At 72.1% G+C, this 17675-nt stretch carries 14 protein-coding genes, 1 tRNA gene and 1 pseudogene; 11 read left to right on the plus strand and 5 right to left on the minus strand.

Features of this window, described 5'->3' with window-relative positions; all coding sequences use genetic code 11:
• Positions 1–109 precede the first annotated feature (109 nt).
• Entirely contained in the window at positions 110–544 is a 435-nt protein-coding gene (locus tag ACWGJY_RS03005; RefSeq protein WP_453259029.1) for a hypothetical protein, read from the minus strand.
• A gap of 190 nt (positions 545–734) precedes the next feature.
• On the opposite strand from ACWGJY_RS03005, the gene ACWGJY_RS03010 reads away from it, so the two are divergent.
• The 3 genes from ACWGJY_RS03010 (at position 735) to ACWGJY_RS03020 (ending at position 3526) form a co-directional block, all read left to right on the plus strand.
• Positions 735–808, plus strand: a tRNA-Met gene (locus ACWGJY_RS03010).
• 381 nt (positions 809–1189) lie between these two features.
• Positions 1190–2191, plus strand: a complete 1002-nt coding sequence (locus ACWGJY_RS03015) for a DUF2797 domain-containing protein (RefSeq protein WP_453259030.1) — start codon at positions 1190–1192, stop codon at positions 2189–2191.
• 459 nt (positions 2192–2650) lie between these two features.
• Positions 2651–3526 carry an amidohydrolase family protein gene (locus ACWGJY_RS03020; RefSeq protein ID WP_453259031.1) on the plus strand — a complete coding sequence of 292 codons (876 nt, stop codon included), beginning with the start codon at positions 2651–2653 and terminating at the stop codon, positions 3524–3526.
• Positions 3527–3636: 110 nt separating this feature from the next.
• Here the strand turns inward: ACWGJY_RS03020 and ACWGJY_RS03025 are convergent, their stop codons facing one another.
• Positions 3637–4284, minus strand: coding sequence for an NADPH-dependent FMN reductase (locus ACWGJY_RS03025; RefSeq protein ID WP_453259032.1), 648 nt, complete (start codon positions 4282–4284; stop codon positions 3637–3639).
• Positions 4285–4635: 351 nt separating this feature from the next.
• Between ACWGJY_RS03025 and ACWGJY_RS03030 the strand changes: the two genes are divergently transcribed.
• The 7 genes and pseudogenes from ACWGJY_RS03030 to ACWGJY_RS03060 all read left to right on the plus strand — a co-directional run bounded on the left by ACWGJY_RS03030 (position 4636) and on the right by ACWGJY_RS03060 (position 12482).
• Entirely contained in the window at positions 4636–5427 is a 792-nt protein-coding gene (locus ACWGJY_RS03030) for a response regulator transcription factor (RefSeq protein WP_453259033.1), read from the plus strand.
• An 88-nt stretch (positions 5428–5515) separates the two neighbouring features.
• Positions 5516–7180 (plus strand): sensor histidine kinase, encoded by a 1665-nt coding sequence (locus ACWGJY_RS03035; protein WP_453259052.1) that lies wholly within the window; start codon positions 5516–5518, stop codon positions 7178–7180.
• Between the two features lie 26 nt (positions 7181–7206).
• Complete coding sequence (locus ACWGJY_RS03040; RefSeq protein WP_453259034.1) at positions 7207–8529, plus strand: glycosyltransferase; 1323 nt, start codon at positions 7207–7209, stop codon at positions 8527–8529.
• Positions 8526–10880, plus strand: a complete 2355-nt coding sequence (locus ACWGJY_RS03045) for a glycosyltransferase family 39 protein (protein WP_453259035.1) — start codon at positions 8526–8528, stop codon at positions 10878–10880. Before ACWGJY_RS03040 ends, ACWGJY_RS03045 begins: the two co-directional genes overlap by 4 nt.
• Before the next feature lie 200 nt (positions 10881–11080).
• A pseudogene (locus ACWGJY_RS03050) lies at positions 11081–11312 on the plus strand (MFS transporter); the annotation flags it as partial.
• Positions 11298–11573 (plus strand): hypothetical protein, encoded by a 276-nt coding sequence (locus ACWGJY_RS03055; protein ID WP_453259036.1) that lies wholly within the window; start codon positions 11298–11300, stop codon positions 11571–11573. The pseudogene ACWGJY_RS03050 and the gene ACWGJY_RS03055, both read left to right, overlap by 15 nt.
• 144 nt (positions 11574–11717) lie before the next feature.
• Positions 11718–12482 carry a TetR/AcrR family transcriptional regulator gene (locus tag ACWGJY_RS03060; RefSeq protein WP_453259037.1) on the plus strand — a complete coding sequence of 255 codons (765 nt, stop codon included), beginning with the start codon at positions 11718–11720 and terminating at the stop codon, positions 12480–12482.
• Between the two features lie 278 nt (positions 12483–12760).
• Here the strand turns inward: ACWGJY_RS03060 and ACWGJY_RS03065 are convergent, their stop codons facing one another.
• From ACWGJY_RS03065 to ACWGJY_RS03075, 3 genes are all read right to left on the minus strand, one after another.
• On the minus strand, positions 12761–13603 hold the full coding sequence (locus ACWGJY_RS03065) for a YceI family protein (protein WP_453259038.1): 843 nt from the start codon (positions 13601–13603) through the stop codon (positions 12761–12763).
• 180 nt (positions 13604–13783) lie between these two features.
• Positions 13784–16420, minus strand: coding sequence for an MFS transporter (locus ACWGJY_RS03070; RefSeq protein WP_453259039.1), 2637 nt, complete (start codon positions 16418–16420; stop codon positions 13784–13786).
• A gap of 11 nt (positions 16421–16431) precedes the next feature.
• Positions 16432–16905, minus strand: a complete 474-nt coding sequence (locus ACWGJY_RS03075) for a MarR family winged helix-turn-helix transcriptional regulator (protein ID WP_453259040.1) — start codon at positions 16903–16905, stop codon at positions 16432–16434.
• Positions 16906–17265: 360 nt separating this feature from the next.
• Here ACWGJY_RS03075 and ACWGJY_RS03080 point away from each other — a divergent pair, with 360 nt between their 5' ends.
• A complete protein-coding gene (locus tag ACWGJY_RS03080) occupies positions 17266–17484 on the plus strand; it encodes a hypothetical protein (protein ID WP_453259041.1) in 219 nt (72 codons plus the stop codon).
• The last annotated feature ends 191 nt before the right edge of the window (positions 17485–17675 follow it).

Raw genomic sequence — 17675 nt, forward strand, 5'->3', positions numbered from 1 at the left:
CTCAACAGCGGGCCGCGCAAAACGCTCGGCTGGGAAACCCCAGCCCTCAGCCGAGTGCCTGTAGGTAGTGCTGTCGGCCTGTTGTGAGGTATGTGAGGGCCGTGTTCGGTCAGTTGACCGGCCGGCTGTGCTCGGATGCCCAGGTGTGGAAGCGCTGCCGGCCGGTCTCCGGGAAGGTGTGCCGCAGCGTTTCCATGTTCACGTCGAGGCCGGCCTCGGTGAAGTGGCGGAACATCGCGGCCAGGTCGGCCGAGAGCGGCTCGACGTGGCGACCCGGCTGGTCGACCGTGTGGAGAAGGCCGGCTATGTGGTCCGGCACCGGGACGAGGCCGACCGCCGCCGGGTTCTGGTGGCGCCTGTCCCGGAGGCGATGCGGGATCTCATGGAGCTCCGGGCCGAGCGGAGCGAGGGGTGGCGGACGATGTTCGCCGACTGCACCGAGGACGAGCTCGCCCTGCTGTACCGGCTCATGCAGCGCACCGTCGAGCTCTCCCGGCAGCAGATCGCCCGCCTGCGGGACAAGGGCTCGACGGCGGGCCGGCACTGGCGGCGCGGTCAGCGCAGCCAGTGCGGCGGCTTGCAAACGGGGGCGGAGGGGGACAGGTGCGGGCGGTGGAGTGTTTCGACCGGCTTGTGGTGTGGGTGGGTTGGGTGAGTTTGGCGCAGGGGTGGCGTGGTGGTGAAGGGAACGATTAGGCGTTGGTGGGGGAGTGGCGTAGTGTTCATTTCACCGACGCGGGGTGGAGCAGCTCGGTAGCTCGCTGGGCTCATAACCCAGAGGTCGCAGGTTCAAATCCTGTCCCCGCTACTGATAGCCGCAGGCCCAGTGGATTCACTTCCACTGGGCCTGCGGCTTTTGTGCGTGCGGTTCAGTCGTGGACCGGTGGGGGCGGGGCGGTGTAGTGGGCGGCCGGGCCGGTGCGGGGCCGGGCCAGGTGGGGGTGGAGGAGCAGGTCGTCGTCGTAGTCGCCGTTGTTCTGGTGGCGGAAGGGGAGCGGCTCGGTGTGGGGCCGGGCCGGTGGCGGGCTGGTGATGGTTGGGTGCTTGCTCGACGTCGGGGGTGGCCGGGTGTTCGGGGGCGGCCGGGTGCCGGTGGGTGTCGGGTGGGGGCGGGGGCGCGGGCCCGGCCTGGGGGCGGCGGCGTTTGTGCGGGAGCGGCGTTGTCGGTGGGTGGTCGTACGCTGGCGGTGTGTGGCGATGTACGGGACCGCGCTGGTCGGGCGGCGGGCCGGGGCCGGAGGGGCGGTTCGGGCAGCGGCTCGGCTGGTACTGCGCCGAGCGGGGCGAGGAGCGGGTGAGCATGCTCCCCGTGGGCAAGGTGCTGGCGTTCGCCGCCCAGGGGGAGCGGCGCTGTCTGGGCGTGCGGCGGGCCGGCCGCTGGATCGTGTGCCCGTACGGTGCGGTGCTCGACGGTGCGAGTGCCAAGGACCAGTGCGCGCGGTGCGCCCAGTTGGACCGGTCGCGTTCGGTGGCCGCGGACACCATGGCCGACGACCCGCGTCCGTACGGCGTCTATCTCGCGTACTTCGGTCCCGGCCTGCTCAAGGTGGGGATCACGGCCGTCGAGCGCGGGCCGGCCCGGCTGGTGGAGCAGGGGGCGGTGGCGTACGCATGGCTGGGGCGCGGGCCGTTGATGGCGGCGCGGCGGGCGGAGGCGCTGCTCGGGAGTGCGCTGGCGGTGCCCGACCGGTTTGCGAAGGCGGCGAAACGGGCTGCTCGCGGGGCCCTTCCCCCGCTGTCGGACCGGGTCGCCGAGCTGGCTCAACTACACGGCGCGGCGCGGGGGCTGGCGGGCTGGCCGGAGACGCTCCAGCCGGTGGAGTTCGCCTGTACGGACCATACGGAGCTGTTCGGGCTCGACCGCATTCCGGGGGCGGTGGCGGAGCTGGGCGGGATGACGTCCGGGGCGGAGGTCGTGGGGGAGGTGCTGACCGGGGTGGGGGCCGATGTGTATCTGCGGCTGGCGGCGGGGGAGCGGGGAGAGGCGGCCGCCGGTGGGCCGGGCGTCGCCGACGGGCCGGGCGCCGCCGGTGGGGTGGTTGCGGTGATGGACGCGCGGATGTTGTCGGGGTGGGCGCTGGGGGCGGCCGTGGGGCGGGTGACGACGGTGCCGGTGCGGGCTGCGGTGCCCGGGGCGGGGGAGCGGGAGGGAGAGGGGGAGGCGAGGGGGTGCCAGGAGGGGTTGTTCTGATGTGGGGCGTGGCGGGACGCGAGGAGGGGAGGGGATGGGCGGGGGCCGGGTCGGTGGGGGGGTAGGGGGAGCTGCCGGGCCGGTGAGGGGCAGGGGGACTGCGACTGTGGGATTTGTGGGGCTTGTTGGGGGGAGTGGCTGATGGGGGTTGTTCCGGGCCCGGTGGGGACGTTTGGATGCGGAGTGCAGGTAGTTGGCGGGCGTGGGTGGCCGGCTGTGCCTGACGTCGGCCGGGCGCGGCGGTGTCGGCTGAACGCGTGACGTCGGCCGGGCGCAGTTCGGTGGCCGGGCGCGTCGTGTGGGCCTCCGTAGGGGCCTGGCGTTTGGGTTGCGGCCGTGGTGATCGGAACCGTGGTGATCGGGCCCGTGGTGATCGGAACCGTGTGATCGGAACCGTAATGGTCGTAACGGCAGTGGTCAGAACCGTAGTGGTCGGAACCGGAGGGGGAGGGGCCCGGCGTGGCGGAGGGTGATGAGCGGGTCGGCGCATTCTGGCGGGAGTGGGGGCTGCCGGGGCTGATCGATGTGCATACGCACTTCATGCCCGAGCGGGTGATGGCGAAGGTCTGGGCGTATTTCGACGCGGCCGGGCCGCTGGTGGGCCGGGCGTGGCCGATCGCCTACCGGTTCGAGGAGGACGAGCGGCTGGCGGTGCTGCGCGGCTTCGGGGTGCGGGCCTTCACGTCGATGGTCTATCCGCACAAGCCGGGGATGGCGCGGTGGCTGAACGGCTGGGCGGCCGACTTCGCCTCCCGTACGCCCGACTGTCTGCGGACCGCGACGTTCTTCCCGGAGGACGGCGCCGAGGCCTATGTGCGTGCCGAACTGGCGGACGGGGCACGGGTCTTCAAGGCGCATGTGCAGGTGGGCGGGTACGACCCGGCCGAGGTGCTGCTCGACCCCGTGTGGGGCGCCCTCGCGGAGGCCGGTGTGCCGGTGGTCATTCACTGCGGCTCGGGCCCGGCGCCGGGCAAGCACACCGGGCCCGAACCGATCGCACGGCTGCTGGCCCGCCATCCGCGGCTGCGACTGATCATCGCGCACATGGGGATGCCGGAGTACGCCGACTTCCTGGACCTTGCGCAGCGCTATCCGGGCGTGCACCTCGATACGACGATGGTGTTCACGGACTTCTCCGAGCGGGACGCGCCGTTCCCGCGGGCGGAACGCGGCCGGCTCACGGACCTCGGCGACCGGGTGCTGTTCGGCAGCGACTTTCCCAACATCCCCTACGGCTACGCGCATGCGCTGGAGGCGCTCGCTCGGCTGGAACTGGGGCAGGAGTGGCTGCGGGGGGTCTGCTACGGGAATGCGGCACGGCTGTTCGGGGTGTGAGCCGGGCCGGGGGCGCTTCGTCCAGGGGAGGCGAGGGACGGGGCGTGGCGGAGGCCGGATATCCGGGGGGTCGGGGCCTTCTGTGCGGGAGCGGGGTGGAGTCCGGCGCGTCAGGGACGTTCGGACGTGCAGGGGGTGGCGGTCGCGGCTGTAGATGCGGCTGTGGTTGTGGCTGCGACTTCGGTTGTGGCTGTGGTGGTGGTTGCGGTTGTGGTTGTGGTTGTGGTTGTGGCTGTGGCTGCGGCCAGGTGGGACAGGGCCGTGCGGAGGTCGGTGAGGGTGGCCTCGTCCGTCACGCGTTGCGTGGTGGGATCGACTTTCGGGCCGATCGCGGGGATTTCGCGGCAGGCGGCCGTGACGACCTCGCCGGTCATCATGCGCAGGGTCTCGCGGAGCTGGGCGTTGGCGTGGTCGCCGCCGGTGGGGAACGGCGAGGCGGTGATCACCGCGGTCGGCTTGTCGACGCATTCTCCGCTGCTGACCAGCCAGTCGAGGGCGTTCTTGAGGACGCCGGGGACGCCGTGCGCGTATTCGGGGCTGACGATGAGCAGGGCGTCGGCGGCCGCGACCGCGGTGCGCAGGGCGGCGACAGGGGCGGGGGGTGTGGCGTCCTCGCCGTCGAGATCGGGGTTGAAGTGCGGGAGTGCGCCGATGTCCGCGGTGGTGGTCGGGCCGTCCCAGGAGGCGAGGGCGGAGCGCAGCACCGCGCTGTTGGAGGAGCGTGCACGCAGGCTGCCGGAGAGGGCGAGGAGTCTCATGAGGTGACGGTACGCGGTGCCCGGCGGGAAGCGGGGCGGGCCGGGGTGGGCGGACCGGACAACTGCCGCGGGTGGCTGGGGCGGTGGGGTGCGGACCCTCCCGGATGGCGACGAAAGCACTGGTCAGGGCGATTGTCAGTGGCGGATGCGATGCTTAAGGAACGGTGATCGACCTGGGCCGCGCGGGGGGCGGCCCAGGCCGGCCCAGTCCGGCCCAGGCCGGTCGAGGCCGGTCGGGAGTGGGGAACCGGGGCGGGGTCCGGGGAGGAGGGGAAGAGGCACGGGGAATTCTCAGGAGATTCACAGAAAGACGCAAGGCAGCTTTCACGGGGGCGGTTCAGGCTCACGGGCATGACCGTGACTTCGTCGTCCTCAGCGTCGCTTCGTGTGCCGGCTTCGGCCTCGTCCTCCAGGGGAGCGCCCGGGAAGCAGCCGGAGCTGTTGCGGCCCGACGGCAGTCCCGTACGGGTGCTGGTCGTGGACGATGAGTCCTCGCTCGCCGATCTGCTGTCCCTCGCGCTGCGCTACGAGGGATGGGACATCCGCGCGGAGGGGGACGGTGCGGGAGCGCTGCGCTGCGCCCGTAGTTGGCGGCCGGATGCCGTACTGCTCGATGTGATGCTGCCGGACATGGACGGGCTGACGGTGCTCGGCCGGTTGCGGCGTGAACTGCCGGATGTGCCGGTGCTGTTCCTGACCGCCAAGGACGCGGTCGAGGACCGGATCGCCGGACTGACGGCGGGTGGCGACGACTACGTCACCAAGCCGTTCAGCCTGGAAGAGGTGGTGGCCAGGCTGCGGGGGCTGCTGCGCCGGGCCGGCGCGGCCGCCGCGCGGAGCGAGTCGCGGCTGGCGGTGGGCGACCTGGTGCTCGACGAGGACAGTCATGAGGTGTGGCGGGACGGCCAGGAGATCCATCTGACCGCCACCGAGTTCGAGTTGCTGCGCTATCTGATGCGCAATCCGCGGCGGGTGCTGAGCAAGACGCAGATCCTCGACCGGGTCTGGAGCTATGACTTCGGCGGCCAGGCCAACGTCGTGGAGCTGTACATCTCGTATCTGCGGCGGAAGATCGACGCGGGGCGGGCGCCGATGATTCACACCCGGCGGGGCGCGGGCTATCTGATCAAGCCGGGCGGGTAGGCGGGTGTCCTCCGCCTCGGCCGCCGGGCCGGGGGGTCCGCCCACCCCTGCCACCTCCGCGCCCACCCCCACTCCCACTCCCACCCTCATCCCCACCCGCCGCCGCCGCTGGTCGCTCCGGACCCGGCTGGTCGTGTCGGCGGTGGCACTGATCGCTGTCGTCGCGGCCGTCATCGGCACGGTGACGACCATTGCCCTGCACTCCTATCTGCAGGGCAAGCTGGACGGGCAGCTGACCGACTCCTTGGTACGGGCCCGGCTCCCGCGGCCGCATGATCCCCGGCGTGCGCAGGGCCTGGACTTCGTGGCGATGGGCGGCCAGCCGCTGGAGACGGTGGGGGCACGGATCGGTCCCGACGGCCTGGCCACGGACGGCGCCAGGCTGAGCAACTCGACCAGCCGGCTGCCCGAGGAACGGCTGGCGCCGCTGTCCGGAGAGCAGGTGACGGCGCTCAACATGGTGCCGCGGGACGGCAGGCCGCACACCGCCGAGCTGCCCCGCCTCGGCGACTACCGGGTGAAGTCCGCCCAGGACGGCTCGCTGGTGCTCGGTCTGCCGCTCGGCGAGGTGCAGAAGACGGTCAGCCAACTGGTGGTCATCGAGGAGTGTGTGACGGTCGCCGGTCTGATCGCGGCCGGCATCGCCGGGTCCACCATGGTCGGTATCGCCCTGCGGCCGCTGCGCCGGGTGGCCGCCACCGCCACCCGGGTGTCCGAACTCTCGCTCCACCAGGGCGAGGTGGCGCTGCACGTACGGGTCCCGGCGTCCGAGGCGGACGGCCGGACGGAGGTGGGGCAGGTCGGCGCGGCGCTGAACCGGATGCTCGGGCATGTCGGGGCGGCGCTCTCGGCCCGTCAGGAGAGCGAGACGCGGGTGCGGCGGTTCGTCGCCGACGCCAGCCATGAGCTGCGTACGCCGCTTGCGTCGATCCGCGGGTACGCCGAGCTGACCCGGCGCGGGCGGGAGCAGCCGGGGCCGGAGACCCGGCACGCCCTGGGGCGGATCGAGTCGGAGGCGGAGCGGATGACGGGCCTGGTGGAGGACCTGTTGCTGCTCGCCCGGCTCGACTCCGGGCGCCCGCTGTCGTACGCGAGCACGGATCTGTCGCCGTTGGTGGTGGACGCGGTGAGCGATGCGCGGGTGGCCGGGCCCGGTCACCGGTGGCGGCTGGAGCTGCCCGAGGATCCGGCGTCGGTGTACGGCGATGGCGGACGGCTGCACCAGATCCTGGTGAATCTGCTGGCCAACGCCCGTACGCATACGCCCGAGGGCACCACCGTGACCGCCAGGGTGCGCGCGGCCGGCCGTACGGCGGGGGCCTCCGCCGGGCGCCGCGATGTCGTGCAGCTGGAGGTGCAGGACGACGGGCCGGGCATTCCGGCCGCGCTCCTCCCGCATGTCTTCGAGCGGTTCGCCCGGGGTGATGCCTCGCGTTCGCGGGCCGCCGGGAGCACGGGGCTCGGCCTCGCCATCGTGCACGCGGTGGTGGCCGCGCACGGGGGCACGGTCGGGGTGGAAAGTGCACCGGGACGCACGGTGTTCACGGTGACACTGCCGACGGCGGCGGTGGCGGCACCGAAGGCACCGGTCACCGGACCGGAGCCCCCGCCCCTGCACACGCCCCTGCCCCTGCCCCCGCCCCCGCACACGCCCCCGCCCCCGCCCACGCCGCCGTCCGCACCCCCGAAGCCCCTGGTCACACCCCCCGTGCCGCCCTCACAGCCAGGACACAGGCTCAGCACACCGCCGTGACAGCGCGGTTGGCGAGTGTCGTCGCCATGACGACGACACAGCCGCCCCGCACACCGCTGGGCTCCCTGCCACCGCGTGAGCATCTGCGGCTCGGTCAGATCACGACCGTCCTCGATGTGGTGATCCCCGTCCACAACGAGGAGCGTGACCTCGAACCGTGTGTGCGGCGGCTGCACGAGCACCTCGCCCGCACCTTCCCGTACGGCTTCCGCATCACCATCGCCGACAACGCGAGCACGGACCGTACGCCGGAGGTCGCGGCCCTGCTCGACGAGGAGATCGACGAGGTCACGGCGGTACGGCTGGAGCAGAAGGGGCGCGGGAGGGCGCTGCGCACCGTGTGGTCGTTGTCCGAGGCGCCGGTGCTGGCCTATATGGACGTCGATCTGTCCACCGACCTCAACGCGCTGCTGCCGCTGGTCGCACCGCTGATCTCCGGGCACTCGGATCTGGCGATCGGCTCCCGGCTCAGCCGCACCGCGCGGGTGGTACGCGGTCCTAAGCGCGAGTTCATCTCGCGTACGTACAACCTCATCCTGCGCGGCTCGCTCGCCGCTCGCTTCACCGATGCGCAGTGCGGGTTCAAGGCCCTGCGCGGCGATGTCGCCGCGCGGCTGCTGCCGATGATCGAGGACACCGGATGGTTCTTCGACACCGAGATGCTGGTGCTCGCGGAGCGGGCCGGGCTGCGGATCCACGAGGTGCCGGTGGACTGGGTCGATGACCCCGAGAGCACCGTGCAGTTGGTGCGTACGGCCGCCGACGACCTCAAGGGCATATGGCGGGTGGGGCGGGCGCTGGCGACCGGCGCGCTGCCGCTGGACCGGCTCGCCCGGCCGTTCGGGGACGACCCGCGTGACCGTGAGCTGTCCGGGGTGCCCGGCGGACTGGCCCGCCAGCTCGTCGGCTTCTGTGTCGTCGGCGGGCTGAGCACCCTGCTCTATCTCGCCCTCTACTCCCTCTTCCGGCTCGGGGTGGGACCGCAACTCGCCAATGCCGTGGCGCTGTTGGTGTCGGCCCTGGCCAACACGGCCGCCAACCGGCGGCTGACCTTCGGGGTGCGCGGCCGGGACCGGGCGGTCCGCCACCAGGCCCAGGGGCTGGTGGTCTTCGCCATCGGACTGGTCCTGACCAGCGGTTCCCTGGCCGCCCTCGGCGCCGCCGGCGGCGAATCCTCGCACGGCACCGAACTCGCGGTGCTGGTGGCCGCCAACCTCGCGGCGACGGTGCTGCGGTTCCTGCTCTTCCGCGCCTGGGTGTTCCCGGACCGGGAGCGACGCGACGACGACGCCGCACCGCAGCCGCCCGCCCCGCACGATCACCACGACCTCACCAGGAGCACTCGATGACCCCGCCCCCGTCCGGTACGCCGGCCCAGCCGTCGTACCGGCCCCCGTCCACGCCGGAAGGAGGGGCGCCGGCACCGGCCGCCGCTCCTCCGCAGGCGCCGCGGCCCGCTGCGGACCCGCGCTGGGCGCGGCCCGCGCTACTGGCGTTGTTGCTGGTCACGGCGGCTCTCTACCTGTGGAGCCTGTCCGCCTCCGGTTATGCCAACCAGTTCTACTCGGCCGCCGTACAGGCCGGCAGCGAGAGCTGGAAGGCCTTCTTCTTCGGCTCTTCCGACGCCGCGAACTCCATCACCGTGGACAAGCCGCCGGCTGCCCTGTGGCCGATGGCGCTGTCCGTCCGGCTCTTCGGGCTCAGCTCGTGGGCGATCCTGGTGCCCGAGGCACTCATGGGAGTGGCGGCGGTCGGGGTGCTTCACGGGGCCGTACGGCGCCGGTTCGGCGTGGGGGCGGGGCTGCTGGCCGGCGCGGCGCTGGCCGTGACGCCGGTGGCGGCGCTGATGTTCCGCTTCAACAACCCCGATGCGCTGCTGTGCCTGCTGATGGTCTGTGCGACCGCCGCCGTGCTGCGGGCCCTGGAGGAGGGCCGTACGAAGTGGCTGGTGCTGGCCGGTGTCTTCTTCGGCCTGGGCTTTCTCACCAAGACGCTGCAGGCGTGGCTGATCCTGCCGGCGCTCGCCGTGGTCTACGCCTGCTGTGCGCCGGTGGCGCTGCGCCGGCGGTTCGGGCAGCTGCTGCTCGCCGGGCTGGCGATTGTCGTGTCCGGCGGCTGGTGGGTCGCCATCGTCGAGCTGTGGCCCGCGGCCTCGCGCCCGTACATCGGCGGTTCGCAGCACAACAGCTTCCTGGAGCTGACCTTCGGCTACAACGGCTTCGGCCGGATCAGCGGCAATGAGACCGGCAGTGTCGGCGGCGGCGGACATCCCGGTGGCGGTGGCGGCCGGGGCTGGGGGGAGACCGGGATCACCCGGCTGTTCTCGTCCGACATGGGCGGGCAGATCTCGTGGCTGCTGCCTGCCGCGCTGATCCTGCTGGTCGCGGGGGTGTGGATGCTGCGGCGGGCCCGGCGTGCGACAGCTGCCGAACAGGCCGGCCGGCGCGCGGAGTTCCTGGTGTGGGGCGGCGCGCTGCTGATGACCTTCACGATCTTCAGCTTTATGTCCGGGATCTTCCATCAGTACTACAACATCGCGCTGGCCCCGTATATCGCGGCGCTGGTCGGGATGGGCGCGACGCTGTTGTGGCGGCGCGGCGGGCGGAGTGCCTCGCTGGTGCTGGCCGGGACGGTCGCGGTGACCGCCGGATGGTCGTACGTGCTGCTGGACCGGTCGCCGGACTGGCTGCCGTGGCTGCGCTGGACGGTGGTGGCCCTCGGTCTGCTGTCGGCGGTGGGGCTGCTGCTGCCGGTACGGGCGGGAGCGTCGCGGCGGGACGAAGCGTTGGTGCGGGACGAAGCGTTGGTGCGGGACGGAGACCTGGGACGGGACGGAGACCTGGGACGGGACGGAGACGCGGAAAAGGCGCCGCAACGGGCGGGCCGGCGGGTCGTGGTGCTGGCGGCCGGGCTCGGAGTGGTGACGGCGCTGGCCGGTCCGGTCGCGTACACGCTCAATACGGTCAACACGGCCAAGGATGGGTCGATCATCACGGCCGGCCCCTCGGTGCGGGGCGGCATGGGCGGGCACGGTGGCTTCCCCGGCGGCCGGCGGGCCGGTATGTGGCGCGGCAACAACGCGGGGGCGGCGGGTGGCGCACCGGGCGCCGGCCGGGGCGGTCAGGGCGGTCAGGGTCCGGGCGGGCCCGGGGGTACCAAGGGGGCTGCCGGCCAGGGCCAGTTCCCGGGCCAGGTCGCCGGTGGCCGGCACCAGGGCGGCCGGCCGGGCTTCCCCGGCGGGCCGGGCGGCTTCGGCGAGCGTGGCGCCGGCTGGATGCGCGGGGGCATGGGCGGTCTGCTCAACGGCAGCAAGGTGAGCGCCAAGGCCAAGGCGCTGGTGGAGAAGGACGCGGGGCACTACACCTGGGCCGCCGCGGCCATCGGCTCGCAGAACGCCGCAAGCTACCAACTCGCCACCGAGAAGCCGGTGATGGCGGTCGGCGGCTTCAATGGGAGTGATCCGTCGCCGACCCTCGGCCAGTTCAAGAAGGATGTCGCGGAAGGGAAGATCCACTACTTCATCGCGGGCGGGCGGGGCGGTCCCGGCGGCGGTCCTGGCGGTGGCCGGGGCGGCGGTCCCGGTGGCGGCCGGGGTGGCGGCCGGGGCGGCTCGTCGAAGATCACGACCTGGGTGGAGAAGACCTTCAAGAAGGTCACCGTCGGCAGCGCCACCTTCTACGACCTGACCCGGAAGGCGTGACCCGGAAGGGTGACCGGGAGGGGCGCCGCGAGGTCGTGACCCGGGAGGCGTGACCGGAAAGCCGTGCCCCGGCCGGCGTAACCCGAGCGGGCGGTCCGGGCCGCCCGCTCCCCCGGGCGACCGAAAAGGAAATGTACGGCGTATAACACTCCCTGTACGGTGTAAGTCGCCGCTTGTGCCGCGCCGTACAGGGAGCCCGTATGGCCTCCGTGGCCTCCGTGGCCTCCGTGGCCTCCGACGCCACCGCCACTCTCCAGCCACCGGGCCGGCCCGCCGCCCGGTGGCTGATCCTCGCCGTCATCTGCCTCGCCCAGCTGACGGTCATCCTCGACAACACCGTCCTCCATGTCGCCCTCCCGTCCCTCACCGAGGAGCGGGGCGCGACCACCGCCGACATCCAGTGGATGATCAACGCCTATGCGCTGGTGGCCGTGGCCGCCCTGGTCCCCGAATCCAGCAGCCGCGGCGGAGTGCGGCCCGACCCGCTCGGCGCCCTGCTATGCCGGACGGGCCGCCGTCCACGAGGCCTTCGCGTCCGGCATCGGCACCAGCCGGCTGGTCGGCGCGGCCGCGGTGTTCCTCGGCGGGCTGGTCGCCGCCGTGCTGCGGCGCCGGGCGGAGCGCACCGGCCAGGACGCCGGGCCGCTCACGGCGCCTGCCGGTTCGCAACCGGCCCCCGCCGCGGCGGAATAGCATCGGCTCGGTATGTGATCGTGAACGGCACGTACCGGCGGCACGTATGACACCCCGTATGGGCCGTCACCGATGACGACACCGACGCCGACCTCGACGACGGCACCCACGACGTCGAGGACGCTCAGGACAGGGAGGGGCGCCATGGCAGCGACGGACGGCCGCGCCGGGAAGCGGCCGAACAGCGTCTGGCTGACCGAACGGCCCCCGCTCAAACGGAAGGCGGAGCAGCCGGCCGGACTCGACCTCGACAAGATCGTCGCGGCGACGGTCCGGCTGCTGGACGCCGAGGGCCTGTCAAAGTTCTCGATGCGCCGGCTCGCCGCCGAGCTGGGCGTCACCGCGATGTCCGTCTACTGGTACGTCGACACCAAGGACGACCTGCTGGAACTGGCCGTGGACGCGGTCGCCGGGGAGATGACCCTGCCCGACGAGTCGGACGCCGGCGCCGACTGGCGCGACCAGCTCCGCGCCCTCGCCGTCGGCTACCGCGACATGCTGCTGGGCCACCCCTGGGCGGCCCGGCTGCTGGGCGAGTTCATCAATATCGGCCCGCATTCGACGGCCTTCTCCAACGCCACCCAGCGGGTGATGCGGCGCAGCGGGCTGGCGGCGGACCGCACCTCCGGCGCGCTGGCGTCCGTCTTCCACTTCGTCTACGGCTTCTCGACGATCCGGGCCACGCACGAGGCCCGCTGCCGGGCCGTGGGCATGAGTCTCGACGACTACTTCGAACAGGTCGTCGCCGCGCTCTCGGACCGGCCGGAGTTCGCCGAGATGCTGGAGCCGTCCACCCGGGCCGGTGACGTCCGCCGGGGCCGGAGCGCCGTGGAAATGCTGGACCGGGACTTCGCGTTCGCCCTCGATCTGCAGATCGCGGGCATCGAGACGATGCGGGAGGGGCCTTAGGCCGACAGGGCCTGGGACTGCGCTCCGCCGGAAGGTTGACGAGTCCGGCGCCACCCGGTGGCGCCACCGGGCGGCGCCACCCGGTGGCCCCACCGGCCGGCCCCACCCGGCGACGGAAGCAGAAGCAGCCGGAAGCCGCCGCGGCAGGCCGAAGCCCGGTGGGGAAGCTGCTGCCCGTACGGCCGGTGGGGAAGCCGCCGCCCGTTCAGCCGCCCGTTCAGCGACCGTACGGCCGCCCGCGCGCCGCCGGCGTCACCCCACCGCCCCCAGGACCGGCCTCACCCCATCGGCAGGGTTTCCCCCTGCACCGCCTGGATGTCCAGTTCGACCTTCAGGGTCGTGCCGATCGCCGCGATACCGGCCGCGACGACCTGGTTGTAGTTCATCTTGAAGTCCTCGCGGCGCAGTTCAGCGGTGGCGCGGAACGCGGCGCGCACCCCTCCCCAGGGGTCGGGGCCCGTGCCGAGGTAGCTCAGATCGAGGTCCACCGGGCGTACGACGCCGTGCAGCGACAGCTCGCCGTGCACCGTCCAGCGGTCCGGGCCGGCCGGTGCCAGGCCCGAGCTGCGGTAGGTGAGCTCCGGGTACTCCTCGGCGTTCAGGAAGTCCTCGGAGCGCAGATGCCCGTCGCGCATCCCGTTGCCGGTGTCGATCGACGTGGCCTTGATGGCCGCCTCGACGCGCGAAGCGGTCAGGTCCTCGGCGATCTCGATCCGGCCGCTGAACTCGGTGAACCGGCCGTGCACGCTGGAGATCCCCAGATGCTGGGCGACCGCGGCCACCGTCGAGTGCATCGGGTCGATGGTCCATGTGCCGGGCGGCGGCAGTTCCGCCCCGCCCTGCCGGGCCAGTACGACAGTGCCGACGTCCATCCGCCCGCTCGCCGTCACGATCGCGCTGGAGGCGACCGGCGCATAGCCGACCGCCGTCACGATGACCGTGTACGGGCCGGCGGGCAGCGGCTCTCCGCTGCGAATGGCGCCCTCGTCATCCGCCGCCGCGCGCAGCACCTGCGCGCCCGTCATATCGGTGACGGTCAGTACGGCGTGCTGGACCGCCCAGCCGTCCCGTGTGCGGACCTGCGCCTTGAGTCCCGCAGCTCCCGCGCCCGTCGAAGTCATTGCCTCTCCCGTTTGTTGCCTGGTACATGTCGGGCTCCGGACGGCGGCGTGCAGGCCGTCCCCTGCCTGTGCGCAGCGCCGCCGCCGGAGCCCTGGGGGCCGGCCCGGGGCGCGTCTCCGCTCAACGCGCGCCCCGGTCCGGGGTATTGCTCCCGGGTGAATCCCCGGGCCCGGGGTGTTTCAGTCCCCCGGGTGGGCGAGTTCGACGTCGTAGCCGTCGACCCCGCGGGCATCGACCGCAAGGCCGGTGGCGGCCGGCGGGTAGCCGCTCGCGATGACCGTGTAGTCGCCGGCGTCCAGGTCGGTGAAGGCGTAGGCGCCGTCCTCCCCGGTCGTCGAGGTGGCCACGACATTGCCCGCCGCGTCCACCAGCGTGACCCGGGCGTCGGGCAGCGGGCGGCGGTTCGCACCGGCCCGCACGATGCCCTGCACCCGCGCGCCGGACAGCAGCTCGATCTCGATCCGGGTCGTGCCCTGGCCGCCGATCTCGACCGGCAGTGCGGCCGGACGGTGGTTCGCGGCGTTCACGGCGACGGTGAAGGTCCCGGGTGCCAGCTCGTCGAAGGCGAAGTAGCCCTCGGCGCCGGTCATTCCGGTGGCCAGCACCTCTCCGCGGACATCGGTGACGACGACCATCGCGCCGTCGACCGGCTCGCCGGTGGCCGCGCTGCGGACCTGGCCGCCGAGGCCGCTGGTGCCGCTGAGCAGGATGTCGTAGCCGTAGGGCTGGTCGCCGACGACGACCGTGGAGGCCTGCGGCTGGTGGCCGTCGGCCGCGGCGATCAGCACGTACGAGCCGGCGCCGGGGGCGTCGAGCACATACGAGCCGTTGGCCTGGGCGACCGCGCGGCCCAGCTGACGCCCGCTGAGCGAGATCAGCGTCACCGCGGAGCGCGGTACGGGGTTGCCCTCCGCGTTGCGCACGAAGCCGTGGACCGCGGAACCGGCCGGGCCGGCGTCCCCGCCGCCCGCCGAGGCGTACGCCGCCAGCGGCTGGGTGGCCGTCGCCGCGGCCGGCTGCGCCCAGGAGGGCGTGTGCGCCTCGTCGTCGGTGGGCACCGACGGGGCCCCCACCAGAGCGGGCTCCAGCTCCTCGACCGGCGCCGCGGCAGCGGTCAGCTCCTCGACCGGCGCCGCGGCGGCGGCGAGGTCCGGGACGACGGCTTCCGACGGGGTGGCCGGCGGGGTGGCCGCGGCCTGGGCGCCTTCCGCGCTCTGGGACAGTCCGCCACGCGTCTTCAACGCGACCTCCTTGATGAACAGGGTGAAGAGGAAGGCGAGCAGCGCGCAGGGCGCCGCGTACAGGAACACATCGCCGACACCGTGACCGTAGGCGCTCTCCATGACGGTGCGCAGCGGCGCCGGGAGGGCGTCCAGGTCCGGGATGCCGCCGCTGTTGCCGGCGCTGTGGGCGGCGGCCTTGGCGGCCTTGGGGCCGAGGTCGGCCAGGCCGTCCTTGACGTAGTGGGTGACGCGGTTGGCGAGCACCGCTCCGAGGGCCGAGACGCCCACCGCACCACCGAGGGAGCGGAAGAAGGTCACGACGGACGAGGCGGAACCGAGGTCCTCGGGGGCCACCTGGTTCTGTGTGGCGAGCACCAGGTTCTGCATCATCATGCCGATGCCCAGGCCCATCAGGGCCATGAAGATCGCGATGTGCCAGTACTCGGTGTCGTAGCGGATGGTGCCCAGCAGGCCGAGACCCGCGGTCACCAGCACACCGCCGGAGACCAGCCAGGCCTTCCAGCGGCCGGTCTTGGTGATGATCTGGCCCGAGACGGTCGACGAGATGAACAGGCCGCCGATCATCGGGATCGTCATGACGCCGGACATCGTCGGCGACTTGCCGCGCGCCAGCTGGAAGTACTGGCTGAAGAAGACGGTGCCGGAGAACATCGCGACACCGACGAACAACGAGGCCAGCGAGGCCAGCGTGATCGTCTTGTTGCGGAACAGCCGCAACGGGATGATCGGCTCCTTGGCCTTGGTCTCGACGAAGACGAAGACCGCGCCGAGCACGACCGCGCCGCCGACCATCGCGGCGGTCTGCCACGACATCCAGTCGTACTTGTCACCGGCCAGCGTCACCCACACCAGCAGCAGCGAGACCGCCGCGCTGATGAAGAAGGCGCCCGTCCAGTCGACCTTGACGCCCTCCCGCTTGACGACGGGCAGCTTCAGGGTCTTCTGCAGCACGATCAGCGCGATGACCGCGAACGGCACACCGACGTAGAAGCACCAGCGCCAGCCGAGCCAGCTGGTGTCGGTGATGACACCGCCGAGCAGCGGGCCGCCGACGGTGGCGACCGCGAAGGTGGCGCCGAGGTAGCCGCTGTAACGGCCGCGCTCGCGCGGCGAGATCATCGCGGCCATCACGATCTGGGCCAGGGCGGACAGACCGCCCACGCCTATGCCCTGCACCACCCGGCAGCCGATCAGCATGCCGGTGTTCTGCGAGAGACCGGCAATGACCGAGCCCGCGACATAGATGACCAGCGCGAACTGCACCAGCAGCTTCTTGCTGAACAGGTCCGAGAGCTTGCCCCACAGCGGGGTGGTCGCGGTCATCGCGAGCAGCGAGGCGGTGACGACCCAGGTGTAGGAGCTCTGTCCGCCGTCGAGGTCATGAATGATCTCGGGCAGCGCATTGGAGACGATCGTCGACGACAGAATGGCGACGAACATGCCGAGCAGCAGCCCGGACAGCGCCTCCATGATCTGACGGTGCGTCATAGGGGCCCCGTCGGAGGCGTGGTGATGCCCGCCTCCGTGTCTGGCGTGGCCGCCCCGCACACCGGCTGGTGTGGTCGTAGCCATGTAGTTCCTTTTCATCCTGCGGGTGTACGGGTGGTGGAGTCGTGATGCGCCCGGGTGCGGCAGTCGCCGAAGCTCGTGCGGAGCCTGGCGAGCAGCTCGATGAGGTGTCCGACGTCGGTGTCGGTCCAGTCGTCCAGGTACCGGGCGAGCGTTGCGGTGTAGCGCTCGGCGAGCTCCTCCAGGAGTTCCGTGCCGCTCGGCGTCAGGCGCAGCAGCCGCGACCGCTTGTCCGCCGGATCGGGCTTCCGCTCGAGCCAGCCGCGCTCGGCGGCATGGGCGACGTGCCGGCTGGTCACCGACATGTCGATGGCGAGCAGTTCGGCGAGCTGGCTCATCCGCATCTCGCCGTGCCGGTCGAGGAGGGTGAGCACCCCGGCCGAGGCGGGCGGGCACTCCTGGGGCAGCATCCGCCCCATTTCGCGCTTGACGGCGCCGATGGCACTGAGTTGCCTGGCCAGCTCCTCGTACTGACTGTGGGCGGCCACGGGCTCCTCCATGCATCCATCGCACATCGCTTCAACATCTTTTGTTGCTTGAGGCAACCATAAGCAAAGTTGGTTGCTGAAGGCAAACGAAATCGTCCAGGATTGAAGTAAAAGGAGCGGAAAGTCTGGGCCGGGAATTGGCCAATAAGTGCAACGGCATGCGTAAAGGTGCAGGTCGGGGCGCGGGCGGCCGACCCTTGGCCGATACCGGTCGGTAGCGGGACACCCTCAGACGACCCGCCCGCACCCTCGTCCACGCGCCGTACCCCACCCGACCCCGCTCCGTAGGCGCCCTCGTGGGCGCTGCCTGTGCGGCCCCAGGGGTGCCCCTCGGCCCCCGGTTCGCTAGGGTCCTTCCCCATGGCGACCAACCCGCAGAACCAGGCCGGCGGCAACTACGACCCGGCGGGCAGCACGCAGATGTTCCGGGCCTTCGTGGACGAAGGCGGCACCCCGCAGACCGGCGGCCGCCGCGCCCCGGCCCCGCAGCAGTCGTCCGGCCCCCGCGTGGGTGTCATCGTCGGCGTCATCGTCGCGATCCTGGTCGTCGCGGGCGCGGCCTGGCTGGCACTGTCGTAACGAGTCTCCGCGTAGCCGTTTTTACGCGTACGGCTGTCTTTACGCGTGCAGCTGTCTTTACGTGTACGGCTGTCCTTACGCGTATGGGCCCGGCATCACGGCGGTTTCTGGAGATCGTCGCAACACGTGGTCGGTTTGATCAGACTGCGAGGAGTTTATGCAGGCGCTCGGCTGGGGTTTCCCAGCCGAGC

It is taken from the genome of Streptomyces sp. NPDC054765, from assembly GCF_053612065.1.